Source organism: Barnesiella intestinihominis YIT 11860 (assembly GCF_000296465.1).
In the GTDB taxonomy this organism is placed as follows: domain Bacteria; phylum Bacteroidota; class Bacteroidia; order Bacteroidales; family Barnesiellaceae; genus Barnesiella; species Barnesiella intestinihominis.
The window spans coordinates 808106-833719 of record NZ_JH815203.1; the positions used below are offsets into that span (position 1 = coordinate 808106).

Here is a 25614-nt window from a genome sequence, read left to right on the forward strand (position 1 = left end):
TAATATTATATAGCACAAACCGAATTCTATGCAATAGGAATAATCTATTATCTTTGCATTCGTCGAACGAAAACCTTAAACAATAACGCACATGAGAATCAAATGGCTCATAACAATAGTTATCTCATTATGTATTTTCCAAACGAATGCTCAACGTTCGTATTTGTCTCTAAACGACAACTGGCAGTTTCGCTTTTCTCACCAAGTCGGTAAAAATTCGACTCAACGAATCTCATTGCCGCACACATGGAATGCCCCGGATGCCCTATCTGGGAAATTAGACTACAAACGTGGTATCGGCAATTATGAAAAAGACCTGTACATTTCCCCCGAATGGAAAGGCAAAAGATTATTTTTATATTTCGAAGGCGTCAACAGCGTAGCCGACCTTTTTATCAACGGTAAATACCGGGGCGAACACCGAGGCGGATACAGCGCTTTTACTTTTGAAATAACCGACGATGTCGAATACGGGACAGACAACAAAATTCTCGTGCGAGTAAACAACGCCGAGCAATTCGATATAATGCCTCTGGTCGGAGACTTCAACTTCTACGGGGGAATTTACCGCGATGTCAGTTTGATTATAACAGAACCGACATGTATATCGCTGTTGGATTACGCTTCTCCCGGAGTATATCTTACTCAAAAGTCCGTGACCGAAAAACAAGCCCACATCGTTGCGACTGTAAAATTATCCAATGCAGCCACAACGAAACAAGTAAATGTGAAAGTCACCGTCAAAGACCATGATAAAACTATACAAGAAATAAAACGACATGTCACATTGAACGCCCATTCCGAAGGAGAAGCCATCATTCCTTTCACCATACAGAATCCCCGTTTATGGAATGGTCGTGAAGACCCGTTCATGTATCGGGCCGAAATATCCCTATGGGAAAATGATAAATTATTGGATAAGGTGATACAACCTTTGGGAATACGATACTATCGTGTAGATCCCGACAATGGCTTTTTCTTGAACGGTAAACATTTGCCTTTATACGGAGTTTGCCGGCATCAGGACCGGGCGGAAATCGGCAACGCCTTACGCTCGATGCATCACGAAGAAGACACCAAGCTGATGCTCGAAATGGGAGTCAACGCCGTTCGGTTAGCCCATTACCAACAAGCAGAATACATGTACGACCTAATGGATCAATCGGGTATAATCACATGGGCCGAAATCCCATTCATCGGCCCCGGAGGATATGCCGACAAAGGATTTATCGACTCCGAGGCTTTCAAGAAAAACGGAGAAGAACAATTGAAAGAACTAATCCGCCAAAATTACAATCACCCCTCGATTTGTTTTTGGGGATTATTCAACGAATTGACCGAACGAGGAGATAATCCTGTTACTTACATTACCGAACTGAACGAACTGGCACACTCGGAAGATCCCACTCGCCTGACAACCTCTGCCAGTAACCAGAACGGAGGACTCAATTTCATTACCGACTGTATCGCTTGGAACCGCTACGACGGTTGGTACGGAGGTATGCCCGACGCTTTGGCGAAATTTTTAGATCAGACTCACAACCAATACCCCCAGTTGCGCATTGCAATCAGCGAATATGGAGCAGGAGCCAGTATTTATCATCAATCGGATTCTTTAAAACGTCCGAACCCGGCCGGTTGGTGGCATCCCGAAAACTGGCAGACATTCTATCATATCGAGAACTGGAAAATTATTCATGAACGGCCCTTTGTCTGGGGTAGCTTCATATGGAATATGTTCGACTTCGGAGCCGCTCACCGAAGAGAAGGAGACCGTCCGGGAATTAATGATAAAGGACTCGTAACATTCGACCGTAAATATAAAAAAGACGCATTCTACTTTTATAAGGCAAACTGGAACAAAACCGACCCTATGGTACATCTGGCCGAAAAACGTTGCGACATGCGCCCGACCGCTCAACAAAATTTCATGGCATTTACCAACCTGCCAGAAGTAGAACTGTTCGTGAACGGGAAAAGCATGGGAAAACAAAAACCCGACCGATATGCCATCGTCAAATGGGAACAAATAGAGCTTCCTCTCGGAAAGAACACCATTCTTGTGCAGTCGACCACGAAAGATAAAGTCTCAGATACAATGACTCTATGGATAACCGACTCCGCCCAAAATAGAAAAGAATAACATAAAATTTCTACCAATCTAAAATAACTTAACAGCCATTTACAATCGCCATATAATATTATAGTTGCGAAAAATTATGTAATATTGCATTCGTTTACATATGCTCCATTCAAAATAAAGAAAGAGATAACTAAACAAAATCGGCCAATATGAGTAATAATATTGAAAATCTATTTACACAATATTATCAGATATTGCGCGCCTATGCATTACGTTACGTTCAAAACCAAGATGCGGCAGAAGATATTGTACAAGACGTATTCTTCGAATTATGGCTACGGCGTAACGAGATAGATTTCGACCTCCCGATGAAAGCCTATCTATTCAAATCGGTTTTGAATAAATCGAGAAACTATATTTACGACAAACGCGTAAAAGACAAAATAAGTTTCGATTCGGATAACGATATCCAGTTCATAGACGACTACTTACAATCGTTCGTCGTTTATCAGGAAGATTCCCTACTATTGAAAGATTTGGATCGGGAAATAAAAACCTATGTCGAATCTCTGCCCGAGCAATGCCACCGTATATTCATCATGAGTCGTTCCCTCAATTTGAAAAACAAAGACATTGCCTTGCGACTGGGGATAAGCATTAAAACCGTTGAAAAACAAATAACAAAAGCCTTGTCGGGACTAAGAAATCATTTGAAAAAAAATGGATTGCTATCCTTTTTCTTCTTACTGTTTTCAGGATTCGAATAAAAAAATAAATTGCTTCGTATGGACGGACAGAACGAAATAAAAGAAATAGATAGACTCATCTTGAAATATCTCGAAGGAGAGGCTTCGAAAGATGAAAAGATCGCGTTATACCGTTGGATCGAACTTTCGGAGGAAAATAAGACACATTTCAAAGAAGCACAAGAACTGTGGCTATCGACCCAAGCCATACTCGCACCGAAAGAAGATACGGAAAAAGCATTACAGCGTTTCCGTTCTAAAATCAAGAACTACAATCGCCGCGGCAAAACATTCCGCAAACCACTCTACTACATTACCCAATGTGCAGCCATAATAGTGATACTATTAGGCTTGTATTACTTTTTCACAAGAGAATCTAATCCCGAACAATACGCTTGCGTAGAGATGGCAATCGGAAACAAAGGTTGTATTACCCTCCCCGACAGCACGGTAGTTTGGCTCAATTCAGGCAGTAAATTGACATACCCCAGCCGGTTTTCCGATAAAAAAAGAAAAGTCCGGCTCAACGGGCAGGCCTATTTCAAAGTCTTCCACAAAGAAGATCAACCATTCGTTGTCGAAACCAACGATATGGATATAAAAGTTCTCGGGACCAGCTTTGTCGTCAAGAATTACATACGAGACGAAATCATCGAAACGGCATTGGTTGACGGGCATGTAGAAGTCTATTTTCCCAATAGCTCGGTTCCTCCCATAACTTTGCAACCTGCCGAGCAAGTCACATACTCCCGCAAGACGAAAGAAACGAAAATATATACGCGAAAAGATAGTAGTCTCTACCACATTTGGGCACAAGAAAAACTATTATTGAGCAATTGTGAATTGACAGAAGTCATAGAAAAATTAGGCGCATGGTATAACGTAACAATGACCTGTACGAACACTTCCCCTACCCCTGTTTATATGACGCTGACGGTCAGAACAGAACCGCTGAAAGAAATATTGCAAACGCTCAAATCGATAGCCCCCATAGATTATCGTTTCAATAACGACACAGTCTACATCGAGCACAAGCCGAATAGTTAAAATATATTAATACCCACTCGTTAAGGTAGGGTATGCCCACTCTTGTTTGTGATAATTATAGAGTGGAGCACATGGAAAAACACAACCGACATATAGACGAACTCATAACGAAGTATCTGGATAAATCCCTTACTCGGGAAGAATGCGCCGAACTGCGCCGTTATTTGGCAGAAGACAAAAAGCATCTCGCATATTTTGCCGAAATAAGAGACCTATGGTTATACAATACGGCTCTGTGGCAACCGATTATATCCACACGGTCGGCTCTCGAAAAACTGAAAAAGAGAATAAGGAAATATACTTCTCTCGTAAAAATCAGAAGAACCGTCTATTACGCTTCTCAAATTGCAGCCATTATTGCGATAGCCTTTATCTTTCATACCGTAAAGGAATCCAACGCCTATTCCGCCACAACCCATACGGTTCTCACCTCGACCCATAAATCAGAAGTCACTCTACCCGACGGCACGATAGTATGGCTCAACAATAATACGAAACTCATTTATCCCGAAGTATTTTCATCGACAGAACGATCCGTTTATAGAAGGCGAAGCCTATTTCAAGGTCACGAAAAACAAAGCACGTCCGTTTGTCGTGAAATCACAAGGACAAGAGATTAAAGTATTAGGAACATCTTTCAATGTGCGAAACAGACCGAACGAAGACCTTGCGGAAACGACGTTGATTTCGGGAGCCGTATCCCTCCGTTTCAATAATGACTCCGTGCCCGTCAGATTAAATCCGAACGAACAGATAACCTACTCCAAGTCAAATCAATCTATCCGTAAAGACACGGTCGTCGCTCATGAATATATAGCATGGGCTACGGAAAAGATGACATTCGACAACGACAGATTCACAGATGTGATCTCATATTTGGAAGACAAATACCAACTTCAAATAATCTGCCCGGAAGAAATCGCCGATACTTTATACCTGACCCTCGTCGTAAGGAACGAAACCAAAGAAGAGATATTCAAGGAAATAGCGCGTATCTCCCATTTGCAATACTCCATACACAACGATACGGTCTATTTCGATTTCCCGGAAAACACCGATTGTCAAACTTTACAACACAGCCTATGAAACACCATGAAGCGACCCTAACAAAAAACAAGCGATTCAATCATAAAAAATACGACCATTTCTCGTAAACACATCGAAAGAAGAAACCAAGTTAAATACATAAAACCATGAAGACCCTTAAACACAAAAAAACGATCACAAAACGATCTTCATTCCCCTACAAAGTCATAGGACTGGTTTTGTATCTTCTATGGGTTCAACCATTTGGAGCAAATCACCTGTACGCATCGGAACGGAAGATAAACATCGAGGTAAACGACGTGACATTAATCGATGTGCTGAAACAAATAGAAGCTCAAAGCGACTATGTGTTCTTCTATAACAACGCAGACATCGATACAGAGAAGAAAATCAGTATTAATATGAAAGATGCGAATATAAAAGACGTTTTGGATAAAATCCTGAACGAATACTCTTACCGCATCAACAATAAAAAGATCATCATCACCGCCAAACGTCAGGCTCCCGTTCGCACGAACAAAATCAGCGGTGTCGTCTCCGACGATTCAGGACAACCTATTATCGGGGGCAACGTCTTGGTAAAAGGTTTAAACAAGGGAACCATGACCAACATCGACGGGAAATACACAATCGATGTACCCGACAGTGCAACGACTCTCGTTATCTCCTACATCGGATATAAAAAACAAGAAGTTGAAATCGGTGACAGAAATTATATTCCGGTAACTCTTCAAAAAAACGACGTTCTGATGGACGAAGTAGTGGTTATTGGTTACGGGACGGTTAAAAAAAGTGATTTGACGGGAGCTGTATCGAGTGTCAAAACAGAGAATCTGCCCATCGCAGCCAACACTTCTGTCACACACATGTTGGCAGGACAGGCCGCCGGAGTAATGGTAAAACAAAATTCCGCTCAACCGGGCGGAGGAATCGAAATATACGTCAGAGGTGCTGCATCGACCGGTGCAGGGAATGACCCTCTGTATGTAATCGACGGATTTCCCGTCACCAATAAAAGCGTGGAACCCGAAAGCGGGAACCGCTACGAGTATGGTTCCCGAAACCCGATGAACTCGTTGAATCCCAACGATATCGAATCCATAGAAATTCTTAAAGATGCCTCCGCCACTGCCATCTACGGAGCAAGAGCTGCCAATGGCGTGATCTTGGTCACGACCAAAAGAGGGAAAAGCGGGAAACCCATAGTAAAATACAACGCCAACTATTCGATTCAAACAATAGCCAAACGACTGGAAATGTTATCGGCTAAGGAATTCATGAATGTTTCAAACGAAATATCCTATCAAAAATGGCGCATGGATAATGAATTATATCCGTATGGCGGAGAACTGGAAGAAGACGCTTTACCCTACAAGGGCAATCCATATAGTCCGGAAGAAATCGCTACCGCCGGAGAAGGGACCGACTGGTTCGGGCTGCTTACGCGCGACGGCTCCATCAACCAACACAACGTATCTGTTTCAGCCGGTACGGAATCCACACGATTTTTGGCATCTTTGAATTATTACAAACAAAAAGGAGTAATCAAGAATTCCGATTTCCAACGTATATCGGGAAGAATAAACCTCGATCAAGATTTAGGGAAATACGTCAAAGCTGGTATCAATGCAACATACAGCACCATTTTCAACAATAATGTCCCATTAGGAGAAGGTAACGCCGAAAATTCCAGCCTGCTGAATTCGGCATTGCATTACGACCCCCTCGTCCCGGTAAAAGACGAATCGGGAAACTATGCGCTAAGTCCCACACTGGGCATGATTCCCAACCCGGTTTCAATGCTCGAAATTACAGACCAGACGCAAACCGATAGATTACTGGCAAACGGCTATATCGAAGCTACATTCTGGAAAGATTTGAAAGTAAAGCTCAATATGGGTATCGACAAAAATCAAGGTCGCCGCAGTACCTATCTTCCCAAATCGACGCTATACGGAAAACAAGAAGGAGGAAAAGCCAATATCAATGAAAATAGGACGGTCGATTTATTGTTCGAACTAACAGCCAACTATACGAAACAGCTTTTCAAGGAAAGAGACAGATTGGAAGTATTGCTCGGGTATTCATACCAACAAGAGAACTGGGACGGATTAGGAGCCGGCAGCTCTCAATTTTTCACCGATTTATTCCTATGGAACAAGTTGGAAGCCGGGAATGTGGCCCGTCCGCCAGTAAGTTCTTCCAAAGGCAAAAACGAATTAGGTTCTTATTTCGGCAGAATCAACTATTCCCTGCTCGACAAATACCTGTTTACATTCTCTTTAAGATATGACGGCTCTTCGAAATTCGGTAAAAACAACAAATGGGGTCTTTTCCCGTCGGGAGCATTCGCTTGGAAAATGCAAAATGAGAACTTTTTGAAAGACGTCGACTGGTTGTCCGAATTAAAATTAAGAGTCAGTTTCGGACAAACCGGAAACAGCAATATCGGAGGCAATGCCTACGAATACTATGAAGCCGGTAATCAATATGTATTCGGAGATGCTGTACAAACAGGCAGTATCAAAAGCCAACTCGAAAATCCCGACCTCAAATGGGAAACGACGACAGAGTTGAACGTAGGTCTCGACTTCGGATTTCTAAACAACCGAATCACAGGATCGTTTGAATATTTCCACAAAGTAGTCAGCGATTTGCTCGCCTTCCGCAAACTGAATTCCTTGATGGAAGTCTCTACTATTGCAGACAACATCGGAGCGACCCAAAGCACCGGATATGAGTTTTCTTTAAATACGGTAAATCTTACCGGCCCGTTCAAATGGAACACTACCTTGAATATATCCTCCTATAACGACCGATGGAAAGAACGCAACCCCGATGTAGTCTTGGCGCCTTATGAAAAAGAAGATGCACCTATCCGGGCTATCTATGGATGCGTATCCGACGGTATTCTGCAAATAGGAGAAACTCCTCCTGCCTCCATGCCCGATTTATTGCCGGGACAAATGAAAGTAAAAGACCTGAACGGGTTTGACCCGAACGACGGTTCCAAATTGCTCGGACACCCCGACGGCAAAATAGACGCAGCCGACAGAATCTATTTGGGAAGTACCGACCCGAAAGTTATCATCGGATTCGGCAACATGTTCGAATACAAGAACTTCGATTTGAATATTTTCTTCTATGGCATGTTCGGTCAATACGTGGCCAATTCGAATCGGGCAAAATACGGGCCCTCCGGTTGCGAATACATCTTGCAACGGCAAAACTATTCGAAAGAAGTATTGGAACGGTGGACTCCCGACAATCCTACGAACAAATTTCCATCGGGATTTTACAGTGCCTACTACGGTGGAGATGACTGGCTGCTCGAAAAAGTATCGTTCGTACGTTGTAAAAACATAACACTGGGATACTCTTTCCCGCACAAGTGGATACACAAAGTCTTTTCACAAGCCAGAATATACGTCGATGTTGAAAACCCTTTCATCATTACGAACTATCAGGGATTAGACCCGGAGATGGATTCAAAAGGCGGATATCCGTCTCAAAGGACATATTCGATAGGTATAGATATCACATTCTAAAAACACGTACACTATGAAGACAAAATTCAAACATATACTGGTTATTCTATGTCTCTCGATGATTTCATGCGAGGGAAACTTGGAACCGGAACTATTCGATCAAATTACACCCGAAAACTTTTTAACCAACGAAGACGACGTAAAGACTGCTGTCACAGGTGTTTACGCCGAGTTCCGAGGAATATCCGAATGGGGACGATACAAAACCTCTTGGGGTTCGGTAATGACGCTTCAAGAAGTCCCCACCGACCTATGGGCTGCGAATTGGTTCTATAAAGCCCATACAGATTTCATGTGGAAAGCAACCGACTATTTCGTCTGTGAAATATTCGAATTTTTCGTGCCGGCCATAACAAAAGCCACAGCTTTAATCGCACGTATACAAGACGCTCCTGTGAGCGACGACATAAAAAATCGATACATTGCCGAATTGAGAGTAGTACGGGCGCTCTGGATGTACGATCTGTTCGACCTATATGGGCCGGTTCCGGCAATCACCGACCCCGAAAAAATACTCAATCCCACTCAGGACTTTACGGTAACTCGCCCCTCTCGGGAAGAATACATCACATTTGTAGAAACCGAATTGAAAGAAGTAATCAATGCCAAAATTTTGCCTGTCGCATGGACAGGTAGCGACTACGGTCATGTAAGTCAAGCAACGGCTATGATGGTACTGCTCCAACTATACATGCACGAAGGTGGCTACTGTCGGAACAAACACGTCGGCGACTATCTGGATTATTTCAAAAAGGCCGAACAGGTAGCCAAAGACATCATGGATTTACAATATTATGAATTGCAGGCTGAATTCAAAGACATTTGGAGTCCTCAAAACCAACACAACAACGAAATCATCTTCGCTCTTCCGAGTTTTCCCATTCCGGTAATGGGGAACAACTTTCTTGCCCATGTACTACCCACCGATTACAAGTCCCAGCAAGGTATCCCGCTGACCGGTTGGAATGGATTCAGAACCCCGTGGGAAGTATATGACTCTTTCGATCCGGCCGATAAGCGCAGACAAGTACACAAAACCGAATACTGGAATGGGAAAGAGATGGTTACAGGACGTACCGGAACTCTCGAATATGGAGCTTTGCCTATGAAATATCAGGAAAATGCAAACACCGATGGGACGAATGATGCATCGGAATATGTCATTTACCGGTACGCCGATGTCATCATGTTACGTGCCGAAGCTAAAAACGAAATTTTCGGCCCGGACGAGGGAGGCACACCCACGGCCAAAGAACTCCTGCACCAAGTCTGCCGCAGAAGTTTCGACAATTACGACCAAACCGACCACAAAAAGAAAATAGACCAAATAACCGACATAGACGCTTTTCGCGCTCATCTGCTTCAAGAAAGAGCTTGGGAGTTTATTTGGGAAGGTAAAAGAAGAAGCGACATGATACGACACGGCGTATTCATTTCCAATGCAATCAGCCGGGGTAAAAATCTGGCGAAAGACTACCACGAACTATATCCTATTCCTCAACAAACGATTTATGAACTTAAAATAAAACAAAATGATGGCTACTAATCAAAGAAATCTTTTGAAAAAAGCGACTTTCTGGTCTTTATGCTGCCTCCTTTTCTCTGGACCGATATCTGCCCAAAAGGTATATCCGGCATACGGGTTAAACGACTTCGTAGAAACCGCCGATCCCGAAACCTACGACAGCAAACAATGGGACGATCTTTCTTCGGGACTTCACGCCGCATGGGGGTCGATCGATACTTTATACAAAAAAGGAAATGTCCCCGCAAATAAAATAAAACAAACGAAAGCAGTCGTATGGAAAGGCGAAAAAGTAAACTTCATCGCATTGGCTTATACCAAAAACGAGATAAAAGACGTAAAATGCGTTACCTCCGATTTAAAAGGTATATCTTCCATAATTCCGGCGGGAAATGTCAAATCTAACTTTGTCCGATACACACTCTCCGACAAGTTCAAAATTTCAGACGAAATATTGGCTTGTGCCGCTCGAACGCCGCATAAAACACAAAATAGCCACCTCGTGCCCGATGTTCTCGATTATATCCCCCAAATGACGATACCGGGAAGAACCACTCGCCCGATATGGATTACAGTAGAGATTCCACGAGACATACCGTCGGGAGAATATACGGGAGAGATATTTATTCGTTCGGCTGCGGGTGAAGACCAAATACTGTCTTTGACCGTAGAAGTACTCGACCATATAGTCCCCGCACCGAAAGATTGGCAATTCCATCTCGACCTTTGGCAAAACTGTGTTTCGGTAAAAAGGTATCATAAGCCTACCCTATGGAGCGACGAACATTTCGAGATACTGGCAGAGTATTTTAAAATATTGGCCGATGCCGGACAAAAAGTTTGCACCGCCGTAATCAACCACGGAGGACAAAGTTTCGACGACTGGTACGAAAGTATGATTCTATGGACCAAAAAAGCCGATGGCACTTGGTCTTATGACTATACGGTATTCGATAAATTCGTGAATATGATGGCTTCGATAGGAATCGACCAACAAATCAATTGTTACTCGATGTACCCGTGGGGAGCTACACGTTACTTCGACGAAAAATCAGGCGATTGGATTTCTATACAGCCAGAACCCGGCACACAGGAATTTGCAGATTTTTGGAGGCCCTTCCTCCTCGATTTCCGGGAACACCTCAAAGAAAATGGCTGGTTCGAAAAAACAGCTATCGCTATGGACGAAAAACTCGAACCCATTATGGCCGGAGTAATCTCTTTCATCAAAGAGACAACCCCCGACTTCAAGATAGCATTGGCCGGGGGTTATATCCCCTCCTTGCAAGAAGACATATACGATCTGTCCATCTTTGTGGGTCACCCCACTACATCGGAGAACATGCAGGCTCGAATCGCACAAGGTAAACCCACGACATTTTATACGAGCTGTTCATGGCCCGAACACCCCAACCAGTTCACATTCTCGCCTCCTGCCGAAAGTGCTCTTGTCGGGTGGTTCGCATACGCTCAGGGATATACAGGATTCTTGCGTTGGGCCTACAACATTTGGGTGCAGAACGTTCTCAAAGATACCCGCTGTGCATCGGCTCCGGCAGGCGACCAACACATGGTATATCCCGGACCTCGCAACTCTGTAAGAATGGCCCGCCTACGTGAAGGCATCCAAGATTATGAAAAGTTACGAGTCATTATGGAACGCCTGAAAGGGCTGGGTACGCCGGAAGCCAACGAAAACATTCAAAAACTGCAAAGAGTATTGCAAACATTCTCATTGGGAGAAATCAGCAAAGAGACCGACAACCGCATCACGAGCTTGGTGAACGACGCAAAAGCCGTACTGACCGAAGTCGCAAAAGCAACGCCCGTAAACATGTCCAATCTGGTGATTCCGTCGAAAGACCGCAATACAATCGAAATTTATCCCAATCCCACGGACGACAAACTGTTCATCTCCTACGATGGAGATACGGAAAAGATAAGCTATCAAATATGCTCCACTTCGGGACAAGTATTGCAAACATCGAACACGAAACCCGTCTATAAATACATAAACATCAAAAATATACCATCGGGTAACTACATTATAAAATTCAATGTCGGATCGCAAGTTATCAGTAAAAAATTCATTAAAAACTAACCTTAAAAAACAAAATCGTATGAAACCGAAAAAAATTACTTCATGCATGTTATTTGCCATGATTTTCAGTTGCGGAATGTCATTACAGGCTGCAAACATCAAAGCTGTCAACTTTATCCACGACAACAGCATCAGAGGCTGTGATATTCACCTGTCACAAGAAGGGAACAAGTACTTCGCCGATGTCTACAACCAACAACAGACCATCGAAATGTGGGTGCGTATAAGCGAAACCCTCGACGCGCAAGGCGGCGTATTGATAAGCACTAAAAGTGCATTCGTCGATGATCCTGCCAATGACAACAAATCAGGGGGCTACGAACTGATGCTGCAACCCAACGGCTGGGCGAGAGCTACATTCTGTGTCGGTAACGGAGGTAACGAACCTAAATGGGTCAATACTCAGTTACAAGCCGGAGAATGGGCAAAACTGTCTATGGTGATAGACGGGAACAAACTGATCTGCTATAAAAACGGAGAAAAAACAGTGGAGGAAACTTTCAGCGCACCAATAGCTGTTGGCACAGGAGACCTCACATTGGGCGCCAATCCCAACTGGGTAGATGGCGAAAAATTTCAAGGAATGATAACCGATGTCAGAATTTGGACGGTAGCCCGCACAGAAGAAGAAATAAAATCCGATTTGAATTACTATTTCGCCTCAAAAAAAGAGAACCTCTTTCTCAACTGGAACATGCAGGAAGGAGAAGGCACGACATTGAAAAACTTGATGCATTCGAGTAGAAACCAAGCCTCGATAGTTTTAATCAACGACATGGACGAAACAGGAATCGAATGGGTGGACAATAGCGGCTGCCCGATATACGAGGAGGGATCGTCGAGCATAGAAACTGCTCGGCAAAAACAAGCGGCCTATATCAGCGGAGACAATATTCTTATCGACGGTGAAAATATAAATGGAGCAGCACTATACACGATAGACGGAAGATTGGTCATGAGCATTTCATCACATCATAACACCATAGACATAAGCGATTTAACTCCGGGGTACTATATATTCAAAGCAATAATAGACAACAATCCGGTATCTTTGAAATTAAGAAAATAAAATCGATCGCTTACACGTTATGGTGGGCTTCTGATTTACAGAAGCCCACCATTTTTTTATGCTTCAATAAAATAGCGCAACAAAATACTGTCCCTATACAAAACACAAGAGAGGAAAATGAATCATAATATAAAAATTAAAACCACTTCTTAAATAAGTAAAGTATGAAGAATTTGACTAAATTTGCCGATAGTAGATAAAACATAGAGATATGAAAAAATATTTGAGTTTGCTCATTGCTATCTTGTTTACATTATCTTTAAATGCCGGCGGAGGGAAAGCCAAAATAGTTTTCGACTCCACCCGTTATGATTTCGGTTATATTCAGGAAGATAAAGGAAAGGTAACGCACTCTTTCAAATTTACCAACGACGGAGATGCCCCGTTAATTATCATATATACGCGTAGTACCTGCGGTTGCACGGCATCGCATTTCACCAAAGAGCCTGTCGCCCCTGCCGGTACGGGTTCGATAGACGTAACTTTCGACCCCGAAGGGCGTCCCGGGACCTTTCGAAAAGAGGTCAAAGTCTATACCAATGCCAGAAAAGCATCCATAAAATTGATTATCGAAGGGATTGTTGTACCTAAAAAATAATAGTTATGAAACAATTGATTTTAGGATTGATTCTCATTTTTTCCATAACCGTATCGGTAGCCCAACCGCAAATTGTATTCGATAATAAAAATCACGATTTCGGTACATTCGAAGAAGAAACAGGTCCGGTCACTCACGATTTTCAATTCGTCAATAGCGGGAACGAACCCTTAGTTTTGCAAAACGTGCGTTCCACATGTGGCTGCACCGTTCCCAAATACACCCGGGAACCCATTGCCCCCGGAGACTCCGGGAGCATTAAAGTGACCTACAACCCCAAAGGACGCCCCGGTAAGTTTTCAAAACCCATCTATATAACGACCAACGCTTCGGGCGATAGAGAGACGCTCCATATCAAAGGAGTCGTCATCGGATCAAAATCCCGTAGAGCGACCAATCCCTATAAAATAGGAACCCTATCGTTACGCAGTCTGCACATACCGCTGTTCGACACCCCGAAAGGACACGTAAAAGAGGGACATCTATTCGTCCGCAACGAAGGAAAAACAGAACTGGTTCCTACTTTTAAAAATGTCCCTTCTCACATCTCGGTCGAGATGATACCCGCAGTTTTGCACCCCGATGAGGAAGGTCTTATAAAAATTTATTACGATCCCGATGTTGTCGACGACTGGGGGTTCCGACGCGACGAGTTTGATTTGGGACTCGACAACGGCTCCTCGAACGACTTCAATACGGTCACGGTATCGGCGAACTTGCTGGACGATTTTAGCATCCTCTCGCCAGAACAGCGTCAAAACGCCGGACACATCGAGCTATCGAGCAATGTCATAGACTTTGGTATCATCAAAGGGAACACTGCTAAAAAACAGACTTTGAAAATAACGAATACCGGAAAAAGTCGGTTGACGATACACAAAGTGGCGAATGAAAATCGCTCTCTGAACATAAAACTGAAACGAAATACGCTCAACCCCGGCAAAACGACCGAGTTGGTTATCGAAGCAGACCCGTCTATGGCTCGTAACAATTTATTGAACAGCCGATTGATGGTTATTACCGATGACCCCGAAAGACCATCGGTTCCCATACGGGTATTAGGTTCTTTTGAATAACTCTTAATTTCTTGAATTATGGATCACCCCGAAAATGACGCTCAATATGCAGGACTTGCAGTAAACAAAGGAATAGAACAACCGCCTATCGTGAATCCGTATTTGAAAAAGATGCGGACAGCGAAACGTCGATCCTTTACAGCCTCTGAATATGTCGAAGGTATCGTCAAAGGCGACACGAGCATACTCAGTCAGGCCGTAACTTTGGTGGAAAGCAATCTGTACGAGCACCAGACTCTCGCACAGGAAGTCATAGAAAAATGTCTGCCCCATGCCTGCGACTCGGTGCGGGTGGGTATTACCGGCGTACCGGGAGCCGGCAAGAGCACATCGATAGATACTTTCGGGTTGCATGTACTGAAACGGGGTGGGAAATTGGCTGTATTGGCGATCGACCCCAGTAGCGAACGCTCGAAAGGTAGCATATTGGGCGACAAAACCCGTATGGAAAAACTATCGGTACACCCCAACGCCTTTATCCGCCCTTCACCGTCGGCAGGCTCGTTAGGCGGTGTAGCCCGGAAAACTCGTGAAACGATCGTTCTCTGTGAGGCCGCCGGATACAACAACATCTTTGTAGAAACAGTCGGGGTCGGGCAATCGGAAACAGCCGTGCACTCGATGGTCGATTTCTTCCTGCTTATCCAATTAGCCGGTACAGGTGACGAACTGCAAGGAATCAAAAGAGGCATCATGGAAATGGCAGATGGTATCGTCATCAACAAAGCCGACGGAAGCAACATCGAAAAAGCCAAATTAGCCCAAGCCCAATTCCGTAACGCATTACATCTGTTCCCGCCTACGCCTTCGGGCTGGACTCCGCAAGTGCTCACCTACTCTGGATACTACGAGTTGGGAATCGCCGAGGTCTGGGACATGATAGACAAATACATCGCTTTTGTCAAGAAAAACGGATATTTCGATTACAAACGGCAGGAACAAGCCAAATACTGGATGTTCGAAACGATAAACGAACAACTTCGCGACCACTTCTATCGCAATCCTCAAATCGAAAGAATGTTGGAAGAGAAACAACAGAAAGTGTTGAACAACGAGCAAAGTTCGTTTATGGCGGCCAAAGATGTGTTAGACTATTATTTCGACAAAGAAAAATAATTTGCCACTTACTTCTCGATATTTATGAAACAGGTAATCTGTCCGAAATGCGGAAAAACGTTTTCTTTCGACGAGTCTCGTTACGACGCTTCCTGCAACATATCTTTCATTTGCCCGGCCTGTCGCAAACGATTCCTAATGACACTGCCCGAGATAGACGCATGCCACAAGAACGACATAGACACCTCTCTCGGTTTCATCACGGTATTGGAAAATGCGTTCGGATACCGACAAGAATTTCCTTTACACGCAGGCGATAATATAATAGGCCGTGCATCGAAAGGTACGGAAGTGGATATACCCATCGAAACGAGCGACATGAGCATGGATCGTCGCCACTGCATCATCAATGTGAAAGAAAAAGGCAATCGACCGATACTCACGGTCAGAGACAATCCCAGTCTCACCGGCACATTCCTCCGCCATGAATTGTTGAGCGATCGGGAACGCGCGGTATTACACGACGGCGATGTGGTGACGATAGGAGCGACGACTTTTATCGTTCACATTCCCGACGAAGAAGACGAAGAATACTTCGAGTGAGTCTCGCCCCGAGAATTGGGAAAAATTCTCGCTAAACCTCTTATCCACCAATAAAAACGTAATAGATATTATCCGAAATTTTTTTACCATATCCATCTAAAATTACAAATATGATAAAAAGAATCGCACTATTAACACTTTTAGTTACCCCTTTATGGTTATCGGCACAGGTTCGTACAGAAAAACTGTTAGAAAAGGGGTGGAAATTTACAAGGGAAGACAATCCCGAATTCAAGACATCGCAATTCGACGATACCAAATGGCAATCGGTCTGTATCCCACACGATTGGGCTATCTATGGTCCTTTCAGTATCAACAACGACAAACAGAACACGGCGATTGTTCAAGACGGACAGAAAGAAGCGATGGAACACGCCGGACGTACCGGAGGTTTACCCTTCGTAGGAACCGGCTGGTACAGGCTTCGATTCGATGTCCCCGAATATACAGACGGAAAAAAATGTACATTGGTATTCGATGGAGCCATGAGCCATGCCCGTGTCTACATCAACGGAAAAGAAGCAGGCTACTGGCCTAACGGATATAACGCATTCTCTGTCGACGCATCGCCTTTCTTAAAACAAGGAGAGAGCAACACACTTGCCGTACGGCTCGAAAACTTTACCGAGAGCTCCCGCTGGTATCCCGGCGCCGGTCTTTACCGAAATGTACACCTGATCGTAACCGACGATGCCCACGTACCGGTGTGGGGAACACAAATCATCACCACCGCACTCACCGACAAATATGCAAAAGTAAAGCAAGCGACTTCTTGGAATTACCCGTCTGGAAAATCCCTGAGCGACTATGTCATCGTGACCGACTTGGTCGACCATAACGGAAAGATAGTCGCAACGAATCGCAAACAAGGAAGCGATTTCGACAACGACCTATTCGAGCAAGAATTTGTAATAGAAAATCCTGCGGCATGGACTCCTGAGACCCCCGACCTCTACACCTCGATTTCAAAAATATATGAAGGCGATGTGCTGAAAGACCAATACTCGACGACTTTCGGCATTCGCACCGTTGAAGTCCGACAAGGCGAAGGGTTCTTCCTGAACGGCAAACGGGTGCAATTCAAAGGAGTTTGCAATCACCACGATTTAGGCCCGTTAGGAGGTATCGCCAACGAAGCGGGAATACGTCGGCAAATCCGTATGTTGAAAGATATGGGTTGTAACGCCATTCGCACCTCGCACAATATGCCTGCACCCGAATTGATTAAAGCCTGTGACGAAATGGGTATGATGGTCATGGCCGAATCGTTCGACGAATGGGCGACAGCCAAAGTCCAAAACGGATATCACACCGTATTCGGCGAATGGGCAGAAAAAGATATTGTGAACTTAGTACGCCATTTCAGGAACAATCCCAGCGTAGTCATGTGGTGTATCGGGAATGAAGTCCCCGACCAATGGGCGGGCGACAAAGGCCCCAAACTGTCGTTATGGTTGCAGAACATCTGCCACCGCGAAGACCCCACCCGCCCCGTCACGCAAGGCATGGATGCCCCGGACGCCGTAGTCAACAACAACATGGCGGCAGTCATGGACGTACCGGGATTCAATTACCGCCCGTTCAAATATATCGAAAATTACAAAAAACTCCCCCAAGAAATCATTTTAGGAAGCGAAACGGCATCGACCATCAGTTCACGGGGAGTCTACAAATTCCCGGTAGTACGACGGTCCATGCCCAAATACCCCGACCACCAGTCCTCCTCTTACGATGTGGAACACTGCGGGTGGTCCAATCTTCCCGAAGATGATTTCATACAGCACGAAGATTTGCCCTACTGCATAGGAGAATTTGTCTGGACCGGATTCGATTACTTGGGTGAGCCCACCCCTTACTATTCCGATTGGCCCAGCCACTCCTCCCTATTCGGTATCATCGACCTCGCCGGAATCCCCAAAGACCGCTACTACCTCTATCGCAGCCATTGGAATAAAGATGTGGAAACCCTCCATATCCTACCCCATTGGAACTGGGAAGGCCGCGAGGGAGAAGTAACTCCCGTATTCGTCTATACCAATTACCCCACCGCCGAGCTCTTCATAAATGGCAAAAGTCAGGGGAAACGCACCAAAGACCTGTCAGTAACCGTCCATAATAGTGGAGACTCTCTATCGACGGCGAACTTCAAACGGCAAAAACGCTACCGTCTGATGTGGATGGACACCAAATACGAACCGGGGACTGTCAAAGTCATCGCCTATGATAAAGACGGAAACGCAGTTGCCGAAAAAGAGATGAAAACAGCTGGTAAACCCTATCGTATCGAACTGACAGCCGATCGTGACAAAATCATGGCCGACGGAAAAGACCTCTCGTTCGTAACGGTGAAAATCGTGGACAAAGACGGAAACCTCTGCCCCACGGCAGCCAATGAAATAACCTTTAAGGTAAAAGGAAAAGGATACTACCGGGCAGGAGCCAACGGCGATCCCACATCGTTGGAATCGTTCCAAGCCCCCCACATGAAAGTATTCTCAGGCATGATGACCGCCATCGTATCATCGACCGAAGAACCGGGGAAAATCACCCTCGAAGCTACATCTAAGGGGTTGAAAAAAGCTACCCTCGTTATCGAGAGCGGCAAATAATCGATACATATAGTTCCGTAACAACATTCGCCCCTGCGTTTTGTTTCATACAACGCAGGGGCGAATCGTTTAAGAATGGTTCGTAGTTGATGATAGGGAAACCGACCTTCATAAATTGTTTATTCCCAATGCCTCGATTCTGCAAACCTCCAATTTTTCAACATTTCCCCGCTTACAGATACACTTCCTATCATACATTCGCATATAGAAGCTATGGTTAATTTATTTCCAAACCCCTCTGTCACTCCGTGACACCTCACCCTATATTTTGCGTTGCAAAACACAAGGGAGGAGTTTTAAAATAGCTCAATAGAGAAAAACACCCGCGTGAGGCTACGGAACATAGCAAAGGAGGAGTTTTAACACCCTTCTGCGACATTATTTTATCTAATGAGATGATTGTATTTATCCTTCTCCCTTGCCGTGCCCCGTAGCATTGCGGGGTGTTGCGTTAGTGATATAGGGGAGACACCGAAGAAACGACAGTTTCTGAGGAGAGGGGTTAAGAAGAATAACTTAGAATATAATATTAGAAAGAAATGAAGCATTCAACCTCTCCCCCTGTGTCGCACAGCGATATAGGGGGAGTGCCCATAGGGCGAAGGGGTTGAAATATACAAAGACAATCCACACTAATTATTGATGAACCTTAATCTCCGCTTACCAAGAACGAATAAAAAACACCCCCGGCACAGAACGCTCTGTACCGAGGGATTTTGCAAGCCGCAAGTGCGGATTTTTTGTTGAATAATTATATGCCTTTCGGCAGCAGGCAACCTGCTTGTTTTCTAATAATCGGTCTTATCTTCGTGAGACTTCAAAACGGTTTCTCAAATAGTTCCGTTTTGTTCCAACATCAACGTTTTGGTAGGCTGGTCGCAAACCTCGGTAGGACCGAAATATTGTATAGGACCGGGATAAACATAGCACGTGTTCATAGCCCACTCGTCACGATGTGCGGCGAAATATTTGAAAGGAGCCCCATCGAGGCGAACCAATGCTTTTTGTATAACAGGTTTCATTTCTCCGTGACGACGTTCCATATTCATCATCATAGTCACAGGCACGCCCCCGGCAATCCACTCGCTGGCCGGTTTGGTCGTGTTGCGAACCGACGACATATAACCCGTTTTACCCTCGCCTACCAACAGTGCTGCGGTATAACCGAGAGAATAACAATAGTCGGCATCGAAATTGGAAGGATCGGCACAACGGCCTTCGTAACCGAAGAAGTGGAATTGCGTAGCGAATTTACCCACGAATTTCCCTTCGGCTTTCATTTCGGCCAAACGACGTCCAACCATCTCGCCCAACAGTTTTTCGGTTTCGATAAGCGATACCTGAACATTTCCGTGGGGGTCGCGGTCGAGCGTGAGCTGACGGGCGACACCTTCGGGCAGGCTGGCATAGATAGCCGAATTTTCGGGAGAAAGGTGTTTGATGATATAATTGATTTGTTCCGATTTCTTAATCATTGCGAATTCCGAACCGTTCGCAGCCAGATAGTCGTTCAACTCGGCGATAAGGCGCTTCATGGCAGGGATAAATTCGATAAGTCCTTCGGGAATCAACACCGTTCCGAAGTTGTTACCTTTGGCGGCACGGGCAGCCACGATTTCGGCGATATAGTTTACTACATCGTCAAGAGTCATCTGCTTGGCCTCGATTTCCTCCGAAATCAAACAAATATTGGGCTGAGTCTGCAAAGCGCATTCCAAAGCGATATGCGAAGCCGAACGTCCCATCAGCTTGATAAAGTGCCAATATTTCTTAGCCGAGTTACAGTCACGTTGTATGTTACCGATTACTTCGGAATATACTTTACAAGCCGTATCGAAACCGAAAGAAGACTCTATCATCTCGTTCTTCAAGTCTCCGTCGATAGTTTTCGGGCAACCGATTACCTGAACCCCGGCTCCGATTTGTTTATAATATTCGGCGAGTACGCAAGCGTTGGTATTGGAATCGTCGCCACCGATAATAACGACAGCTTTGATACCCAACTCTTTAATAATTTCGAGACCACTGTCGAATTGATCCTTCGTTTCCAGTTTGGTACGTCCCGAACCGATAATGTCGAATCCGCCCGTATTGCGGTAGTCATCGATAATATCGGCCGTAAGTTCCATATATTTATGTTCGATCAATCCGCCGGGGCCTAAAAGGAAACCGAACAAACGGCTCTCTTTATTCAGAGCTTTAAGACCGTCGAAAAGACCAGAAATTACATTATGTCCACCGGGAGCTTGACCGCCGGAAAGGATAACACCCACATTGATAGCCGGATATTCTTTCTTTGCAGCTGCTTCGAAACGGAGAACAGGCATGCCGTATGTGTTAGGAAATAACTTAGCGATAGCCTCCTGATCGGCAACCGATTGCGTGGCCTTGCCTTCGACGATGGTAACGCCGTTTTTAATAGCTTCGGGCAACTTAGGCTGATACGAAGCACGAGCGGTTTGAAGTGCACTTTTCTTCATTGTAATCTCTTTTGTTTATATAAGTTTTATATTTCTTTCGGATTTGCAAATTTCGTATTTTTTTTTCAAAGAGCCAAATACAGAAATATTAAAATCATATCGGACAAAACGGTCGATAAACATTACCCCACACTTCACTCCTCGTCATACCCGAAAGATTTCCCGGAAAAGAAATCTCCGGTAATCATCAAACGAGAAATATCCCACGCCTGCGTCTGCCTCGAATACAAAGGAGACCGACGGTTTCCCAAAGAACTTCCGTCCCAATAAACAGCACTCTCGACCGGAGTACGGAACAAACTATATCCCAAACCTTTCCAACCGTATTCGTTACACCCCATGACATCGAGCAATGTCGGATATACATCGATTTGCCCCGCCGTCTCCTCATAAGAAATCGTGTACGGAGTATTCAATAAAACTAACGCTACCTCACGGTCGGCAAGTGTCCTATGCTCGCGCCCGTCCAACACATTTTTACCCAACTCGTCATGGTCCGAAACAATAGCGATTACCGAGCGTTCGTACAGCCCGCACGCTTTCAGCGAATCGAGAAAACTGCCCAACTGTCTGTCGAGGCGATGAAAAGCCTCCATCGTGTTGACCAACTCGCTCGACTCGGTCGGGTATCGGGAAAGAGCCGTGGGATTGGACGGAGCCTTGTTCGGAGCATGTGTCGAGATAGTCACTATCTGAGAGAAAAACGGCTCTTGTGTCCATTTCAAAATAGAAAGACTTTCGGCAAACAGAACCGAATCGCTCAAAGTCTCGCTCGCACCGAACGATGTTTTATCATATAAAGTTTCAAAACCGTATGCCGGAGAAGTTTCCGCCTGATTCCAATCCTGAGCCCGGTCGCATACGATATTCAAAGTCCGATAACCTTTATCTCTCAACGCATGCCCCAAAGCCGGATAGGTGTTTCCGCCGTACAGCACGGCGGTCGCTCCTACCTTCGCAGGTAAAAGCCCAGTATTGAATATCAAGTGGCCGTCGCTAGACCGACCGTCTTTTACTTGCGGAATTAAATGGAGAGCCGAAAATGTGCCTTCTTCGGACAGTAGACGATTGAGCCGGGGCATAATCTCCACCCCGTTCACTGTCCGGTTCAATAACCACGAATTCATCGATTCCACGACGATAAGAATAAGATTCCTTCCCGGTTCTACGGCATATCTATTATCACCATAACGCGGCATATCGTCAAGATAAGATTCAACGGTTTTCCGTTCCTCGGCATTCAGCTCTCCACCCTGCAAAAGCGAAGAGACAAACGCATAGCACGTATAAGGTACGACACCGTTAAACACCACGTACTCACGATAATTATAAGGCGTAATGAAAGCCGTCCACGGAGACTCTTGATCGGAAGGCGCACGATGATAAATATGATGAGCTCTGACCGCATAGGAAGACAAAGCTATCGACAACGATACGAAGGCGGCAACCGCTCTGGTACGTGAAGACGGATAATGACGCTGTTTCCTGAAATAGAAAATATACCCCGCCAAAAGTAACAGAGTGGGAAAGAACACAAATATATCGCGTAACCGTATCAATCCCCTCACGCTGTTAAGCAGCACATCGTTGACGTTATTCACGAGAAGGAACGACGAATATGGCATAATATCCTCATAGACACGAGCATATAAAGTCTGGATAAGACAAAAAACGTCGAACAGAAAAAGCGGAATAAACACGACCCACCTCTTGTTCGTAAAAAAGAAAAGAGGCAACGACAATAAAAAAGCATCGCCCACAGTCGGCGCAAAAGCCGAAAGCGTATCGCCCACAGGCTTTCCCTGTGGAAGAAGGATACGCAAATCGAAAATAGTCGAATATTTCAACCCGATATGTAAATATTCGATAGGAAACATAAAACAACAGACAGTAAGCAGATAAAACAACAGATACTGTCCCTCGCGGTTCCAAGAAAAAACTCGTGCCGAAAATTTATCCAACCACATTTGCATTCGATAACATTCGATGCAAATGTAATGAAATAATAATTTATAGTATTATTTTAAACTGAAATATCCTTTGGTAATTATTTTTTCCGAAATATCCCATGCCTCTATCTGCCGGGAGGCCAAAGAATCTCCTTCATTACCGTAAACTGTCCCATTCCAACCGGCCGCACTTCCGACCGGAGTGCGCAAAATACTGTAACCTAAACCTTTCCATGCATAATCGTTACAATTCATTATGTCGAGTAAGGTAGGATAAATATCGATTTGTCCCATAACCGAAGTATGCGTATATTTCACACCGGCGTTCGCCACGATGAATGCAGCCTCCGTATCGTTATAATCGGGTACTCCGCAAGGAGAGAGTAATTGGTTATGGTCCGAGGCTATCGCAATAACTGTATTATCGTACAATCCGTTACTACGAAGCGAATCGACGAACGCTCCGATACAACGGTCGGTATAATGAATAACCTCCATATAATTTCTCACCTCCTCCGGAAACTCAGTAGCACCCGACAACTTCGTCTTCCGATACGGCTCATTATAAGGCTTGTGAGACGTCCCTGTTATCAATTGATAGAAAAACGGCGTTTTCTGCACTTTTATTTTTTCAATAGCCCGTTCCATCAGCACACTATCCGTAACACTTGTTCCACCACCCAATCTATCGATATTCTGGTCATACCCGTAAGCGACGCTTATCTCGGCCTGATTCCAATAATTATTCCCATCGACCGTCATGTTTACCGCCGTGTAATTCCGTCGCTTCAACGCTTTGGCGATAGAATAGTAATCCACATCGTCATATCGGGTAGCGACGGCTCCGCTCTTTAAGGGAAGCAATCCGGTATTGAACATAAATTGCCCGTCGCTCGATCTACCGTCCTTCACTTGTGGCAAAACATGAACTGCTGTAATCGAGTTGCTGTCGTTTACGATCCGGTTCAAGCATGGTGTTATCTCTTCTCCGCAAAAGCTCTTGCCGATCACCCACGAGTTAAGCGACTCTACGATAATAAGTATCAAATTTTTGTTTTCATTAACCGAATAGATGTTATCTGCATAACGAGGATAAGCGTCGAGATAATCTTGGATTCGAATCGTTTCTTCTTCCGTCAATTCAGGTTGGGGCAAAAGCGAAGTAGCGGCATGATACAGAATATATCCGCACATTCCATTCAGATCGAAATACAATATATTATTGGGGAAAGTGACAAATCTATCGGTAAGAGAATCATACTGTTTCGATTTTATATCCCGCACCGAAAGAAAAATATGAAAACAGACAAAAACCGACAAGATAACGATCACCGGCCACCATAGCCGCCTCCGCTCTTTTTGCACTTTTTTCTGTAAAACAAATTTGTAAAGAACCCCGGTCATCAAAGTAGGAACGATTGCCAGACAATCGATCCATCGCGCCGAAGCGAAAGCACTTTCCAACAACAAAGGAGTAAGGTTTTCATACAAAAGGAAAGAAGAAAACGGTATTATATCCAAATAGTTCCGGTAATACCATACGGCCGACAAACAAAATACATCGAGCAAAATCAACGGTATAAAAACGAATCCCCGTCTTTTGACGACAAAAAAAGGAGACATCAAAACCATTGCATCGAACAGCGTCTTAACAATATGAGCCGGTATCGACGAAAGCGGATTCGTGTCTTTCACTATTTCAAAATAGAAAAGCCATATACTGGAAAATGCAGATATAAGAACCAACGCAAAAAGAATGAGTGTATAAAAGTTTTTCGAAAAAAATCGAATGACAGAACTCCCTATATCCAAACTTTTACCGATCATTGAAACTACTCTTTCATTTTAGAACAAAATATTTATCCGCTTCCCTAAACGGGTTTGCAAAAATAATTCTTTTAATGAGGCGAAACAACCTCATTTGCTCGATTTCTTTCAATCCGCTCTCGATAAAACATTTATTAAAAGACAAAACGAAATAAAATTAAATTCATAGTTTTGTTTAATATTATATGATTATCGGATAAAAAAGAGAATTACAATCATTTTTTTCTCTTTCGTATCGAACAGAAAATAA

General features: G+C 44.4%; 17 protein-coding genes. 14 read left to right on the forward strand and 3 right to left on the reverse strand.

Features of this window, described 5'->3' with window-relative positions; translation table 11 throughout:
* Positions 1-91: 91 nt before the first annotated feature.
* The 14 genes from lacZ4 to HMPREF9448_RS03415 all read left to right on the forward strand — a co-directional run bounded on the left by lacZ4 (position 92) and on the right by HMPREF9448_RS03415 (position 19108).
* Positions 92-2143, forward strand: a complete 2052-nt coding sequence (gene lacZ4, locus HMPREF9448_RS03350) for a beta-glucuronidase LacZ4 (protein ID WP_008861178.1) — start codon at positions 92-94, stop codon at positions 2141-2143.
* A gap of 149 nt (positions 2144-2292) precedes the next feature.
* Positions 2293-2850: an RNA polymerase sigma-70 factor gene (locus HMPREF9448_RS03355; RefSeq protein WP_008861179.1), complete on the forward strand. Its 558-nt coding sequence runs from the start codon at positions 2293-2295 to the stop codon at positions 2848-2850.
* A gap of 18 nt (positions 2851-2868) precedes the next feature.
* On the forward strand, positions 2869-3876 hold the full coding sequence (locus HMPREF9448_RS03360) for a FecR family protein (protein WP_008861180.1): 1008 nt from the start codon (positions 2869-2871) through the stop codon (positions 3874-3876).
* Positions 3877-3947: 71 nt separating this feature from the next.
* A complete protein-coding gene (locus tag HMPREF9448_RS03365; protein ID WP_040295850.1) occupies positions 3948-4496 on the forward strand; it encodes an anti-sigma factor family protein in 549 nt (182 codons plus the stop codon).
* Positions 4471-4962 carry a FecR family protein gene (locus tag HMPREF9448_RS03370; protein WP_008861182.1) on the forward strand — a complete coding sequence of 164 codons (492 nt, stop codon included), beginning with the start codon at positions 4471-4473 and terminating at the stop codon, positions 4960-4962. Before HMPREF9448_RS03365 ends, HMPREF9448_RS03370 begins: the two co-directional genes overlap by 26 nt.
* A gap of 107 nt (positions 4963-5069) precedes the next feature.
* A complete protein-coding gene (locus tag HMPREF9448_RS03375; RefSeq protein ID WP_008861183.1) occupies positions 5070-8471 on the forward strand; it encodes a TonB-dependent receptor in 3402 nt (1133 codons plus the stop codon).
* Between the two features lie 13 nt (positions 8472-8484).
* Positions 8485-10017, forward strand: coding sequence for a RagB/SusD family nutrient uptake outer membrane protein (locus HMPREF9448_RS03380; protein WP_008861184.1), 1533 nt, complete (start codon positions 8485-8487; stop codon positions 10015-10017).
* Entirely contained in the window at positions 10004-12097 is a 2094-nt protein-coding gene (locus tag HMPREF9448_RS03385) for a glycoside hydrolase domain-containing protein (protein ID WP_008861185.1), read from the forward strand. Before HMPREF9448_RS03380 ends, HMPREF9448_RS03385 begins: the two co-directional genes overlap by 14 nt.
* Before the next feature lie 19 nt (positions 12098-12116).
* Entirely contained in the window at positions 12117-13166 is a 1050-nt protein-coding gene (locus HMPREF9448_RS03390) for a LamG-like jellyroll fold domain-containing protein (protein WP_008861186.1), read from the forward strand.
* A 211-nt stretch (positions 13167-13377) separates the two neighbouring features.
* Positions 13378-13764, forward strand: a complete 387-nt coding sequence (locus HMPREF9448_RS03395; RefSeq protein WP_008861187.1) for a DUF1573 domain-containing protein — start codon at positions 13378-13380, stop codon at positions 13762-13764.
* Between the two features lie 5 nt (positions 13765-13769).
* Positions 13770-14840: a DUF1573 domain-containing protein gene (locus tag HMPREF9448_RS03400; protein ID WP_008861188.1), complete on the forward strand. Its 1071-nt coding sequence runs from the start codon at positions 13770-13772 to the stop codon at positions 14838-14840.
* Positions 14841-14858: 18 nt separating this feature from the next.
* On the forward strand, positions 14859-15956 hold the full coding sequence (gene meaB, locus HMPREF9448_RS03405; protein WP_008861189.1) for a methylmalonyl Co-A mutase-associated GTPase MeaB: 1098 nt from the start codon (positions 14859-14861) through the stop codon (positions 15954-15956).
* A 24-nt stretch (positions 15957-15980) separates the two neighbouring features.
* Entirely contained in the window at positions 15981-16499 is a 519-nt protein-coding gene (locus HMPREF9448_RS03410; RefSeq protein ID WP_008861190.1) for an FHA domain-containing protein, read from the forward strand.
* Positions 16500-16609: 110 nt separating this feature from the next.
* Positions 16610-19108 (forward strand): DUF4982 domain-containing protein, encoded by a 2499-nt coding sequence (locus HMPREF9448_RS03415; RefSeq protein WP_008861192.1) that lies wholly within the window; start codon positions 16610-16612, stop codon positions 19106-19108.
* Between the two features lie 830 nt (positions 19109-19938).
* On the opposite strand, the gene HMPREF9448_RS03420 is transcribed toward HMPREF9448_RS03415, so the two are convergent.
* The 3 genes from HMPREF9448_RS03420 to HMPREF9448_RS03430 all read right to left on the reverse strand — a co-directional run bounded on the left by HMPREF9448_RS03420 (position 19939) and on the right by HMPREF9448_RS03430 (position 25364).
* Positions 19939-21588, reverse strand: coding sequence for a diphosphate--fructose-6-phosphate 1-phosphotransferase (locus HMPREF9448_RS03420; protein ID WP_008861193.1), 1650 nt, complete (start codon positions 21586-21588; stop codon positions 19939-19941).
* Between the two features lie 134 nt (positions 21589-21722).
* Complete coding sequence (locus HMPREF9448_RS03425; RefSeq protein WP_008861194.1) at positions 21723-23561, reverse strand: LTA synthase family protein; 1839 nt, start codon at positions 23559-23561, stop codon at positions 21723-21725.
* Positions 23562-23606: 45 nt separating this feature from the next.
* Positions 23607-25364 (reverse strand): LTA synthase family protein, encoded by a 1758-nt coding sequence (locus HMPREF9448_RS03430; RefSeq protein ID WP_008861195.1) that lies wholly within the window; start codon positions 25362-25364, stop codon positions 23607-23609.
* Between the last annotated feature and the right edge of the window lie 250 nt (positions 25365-25614).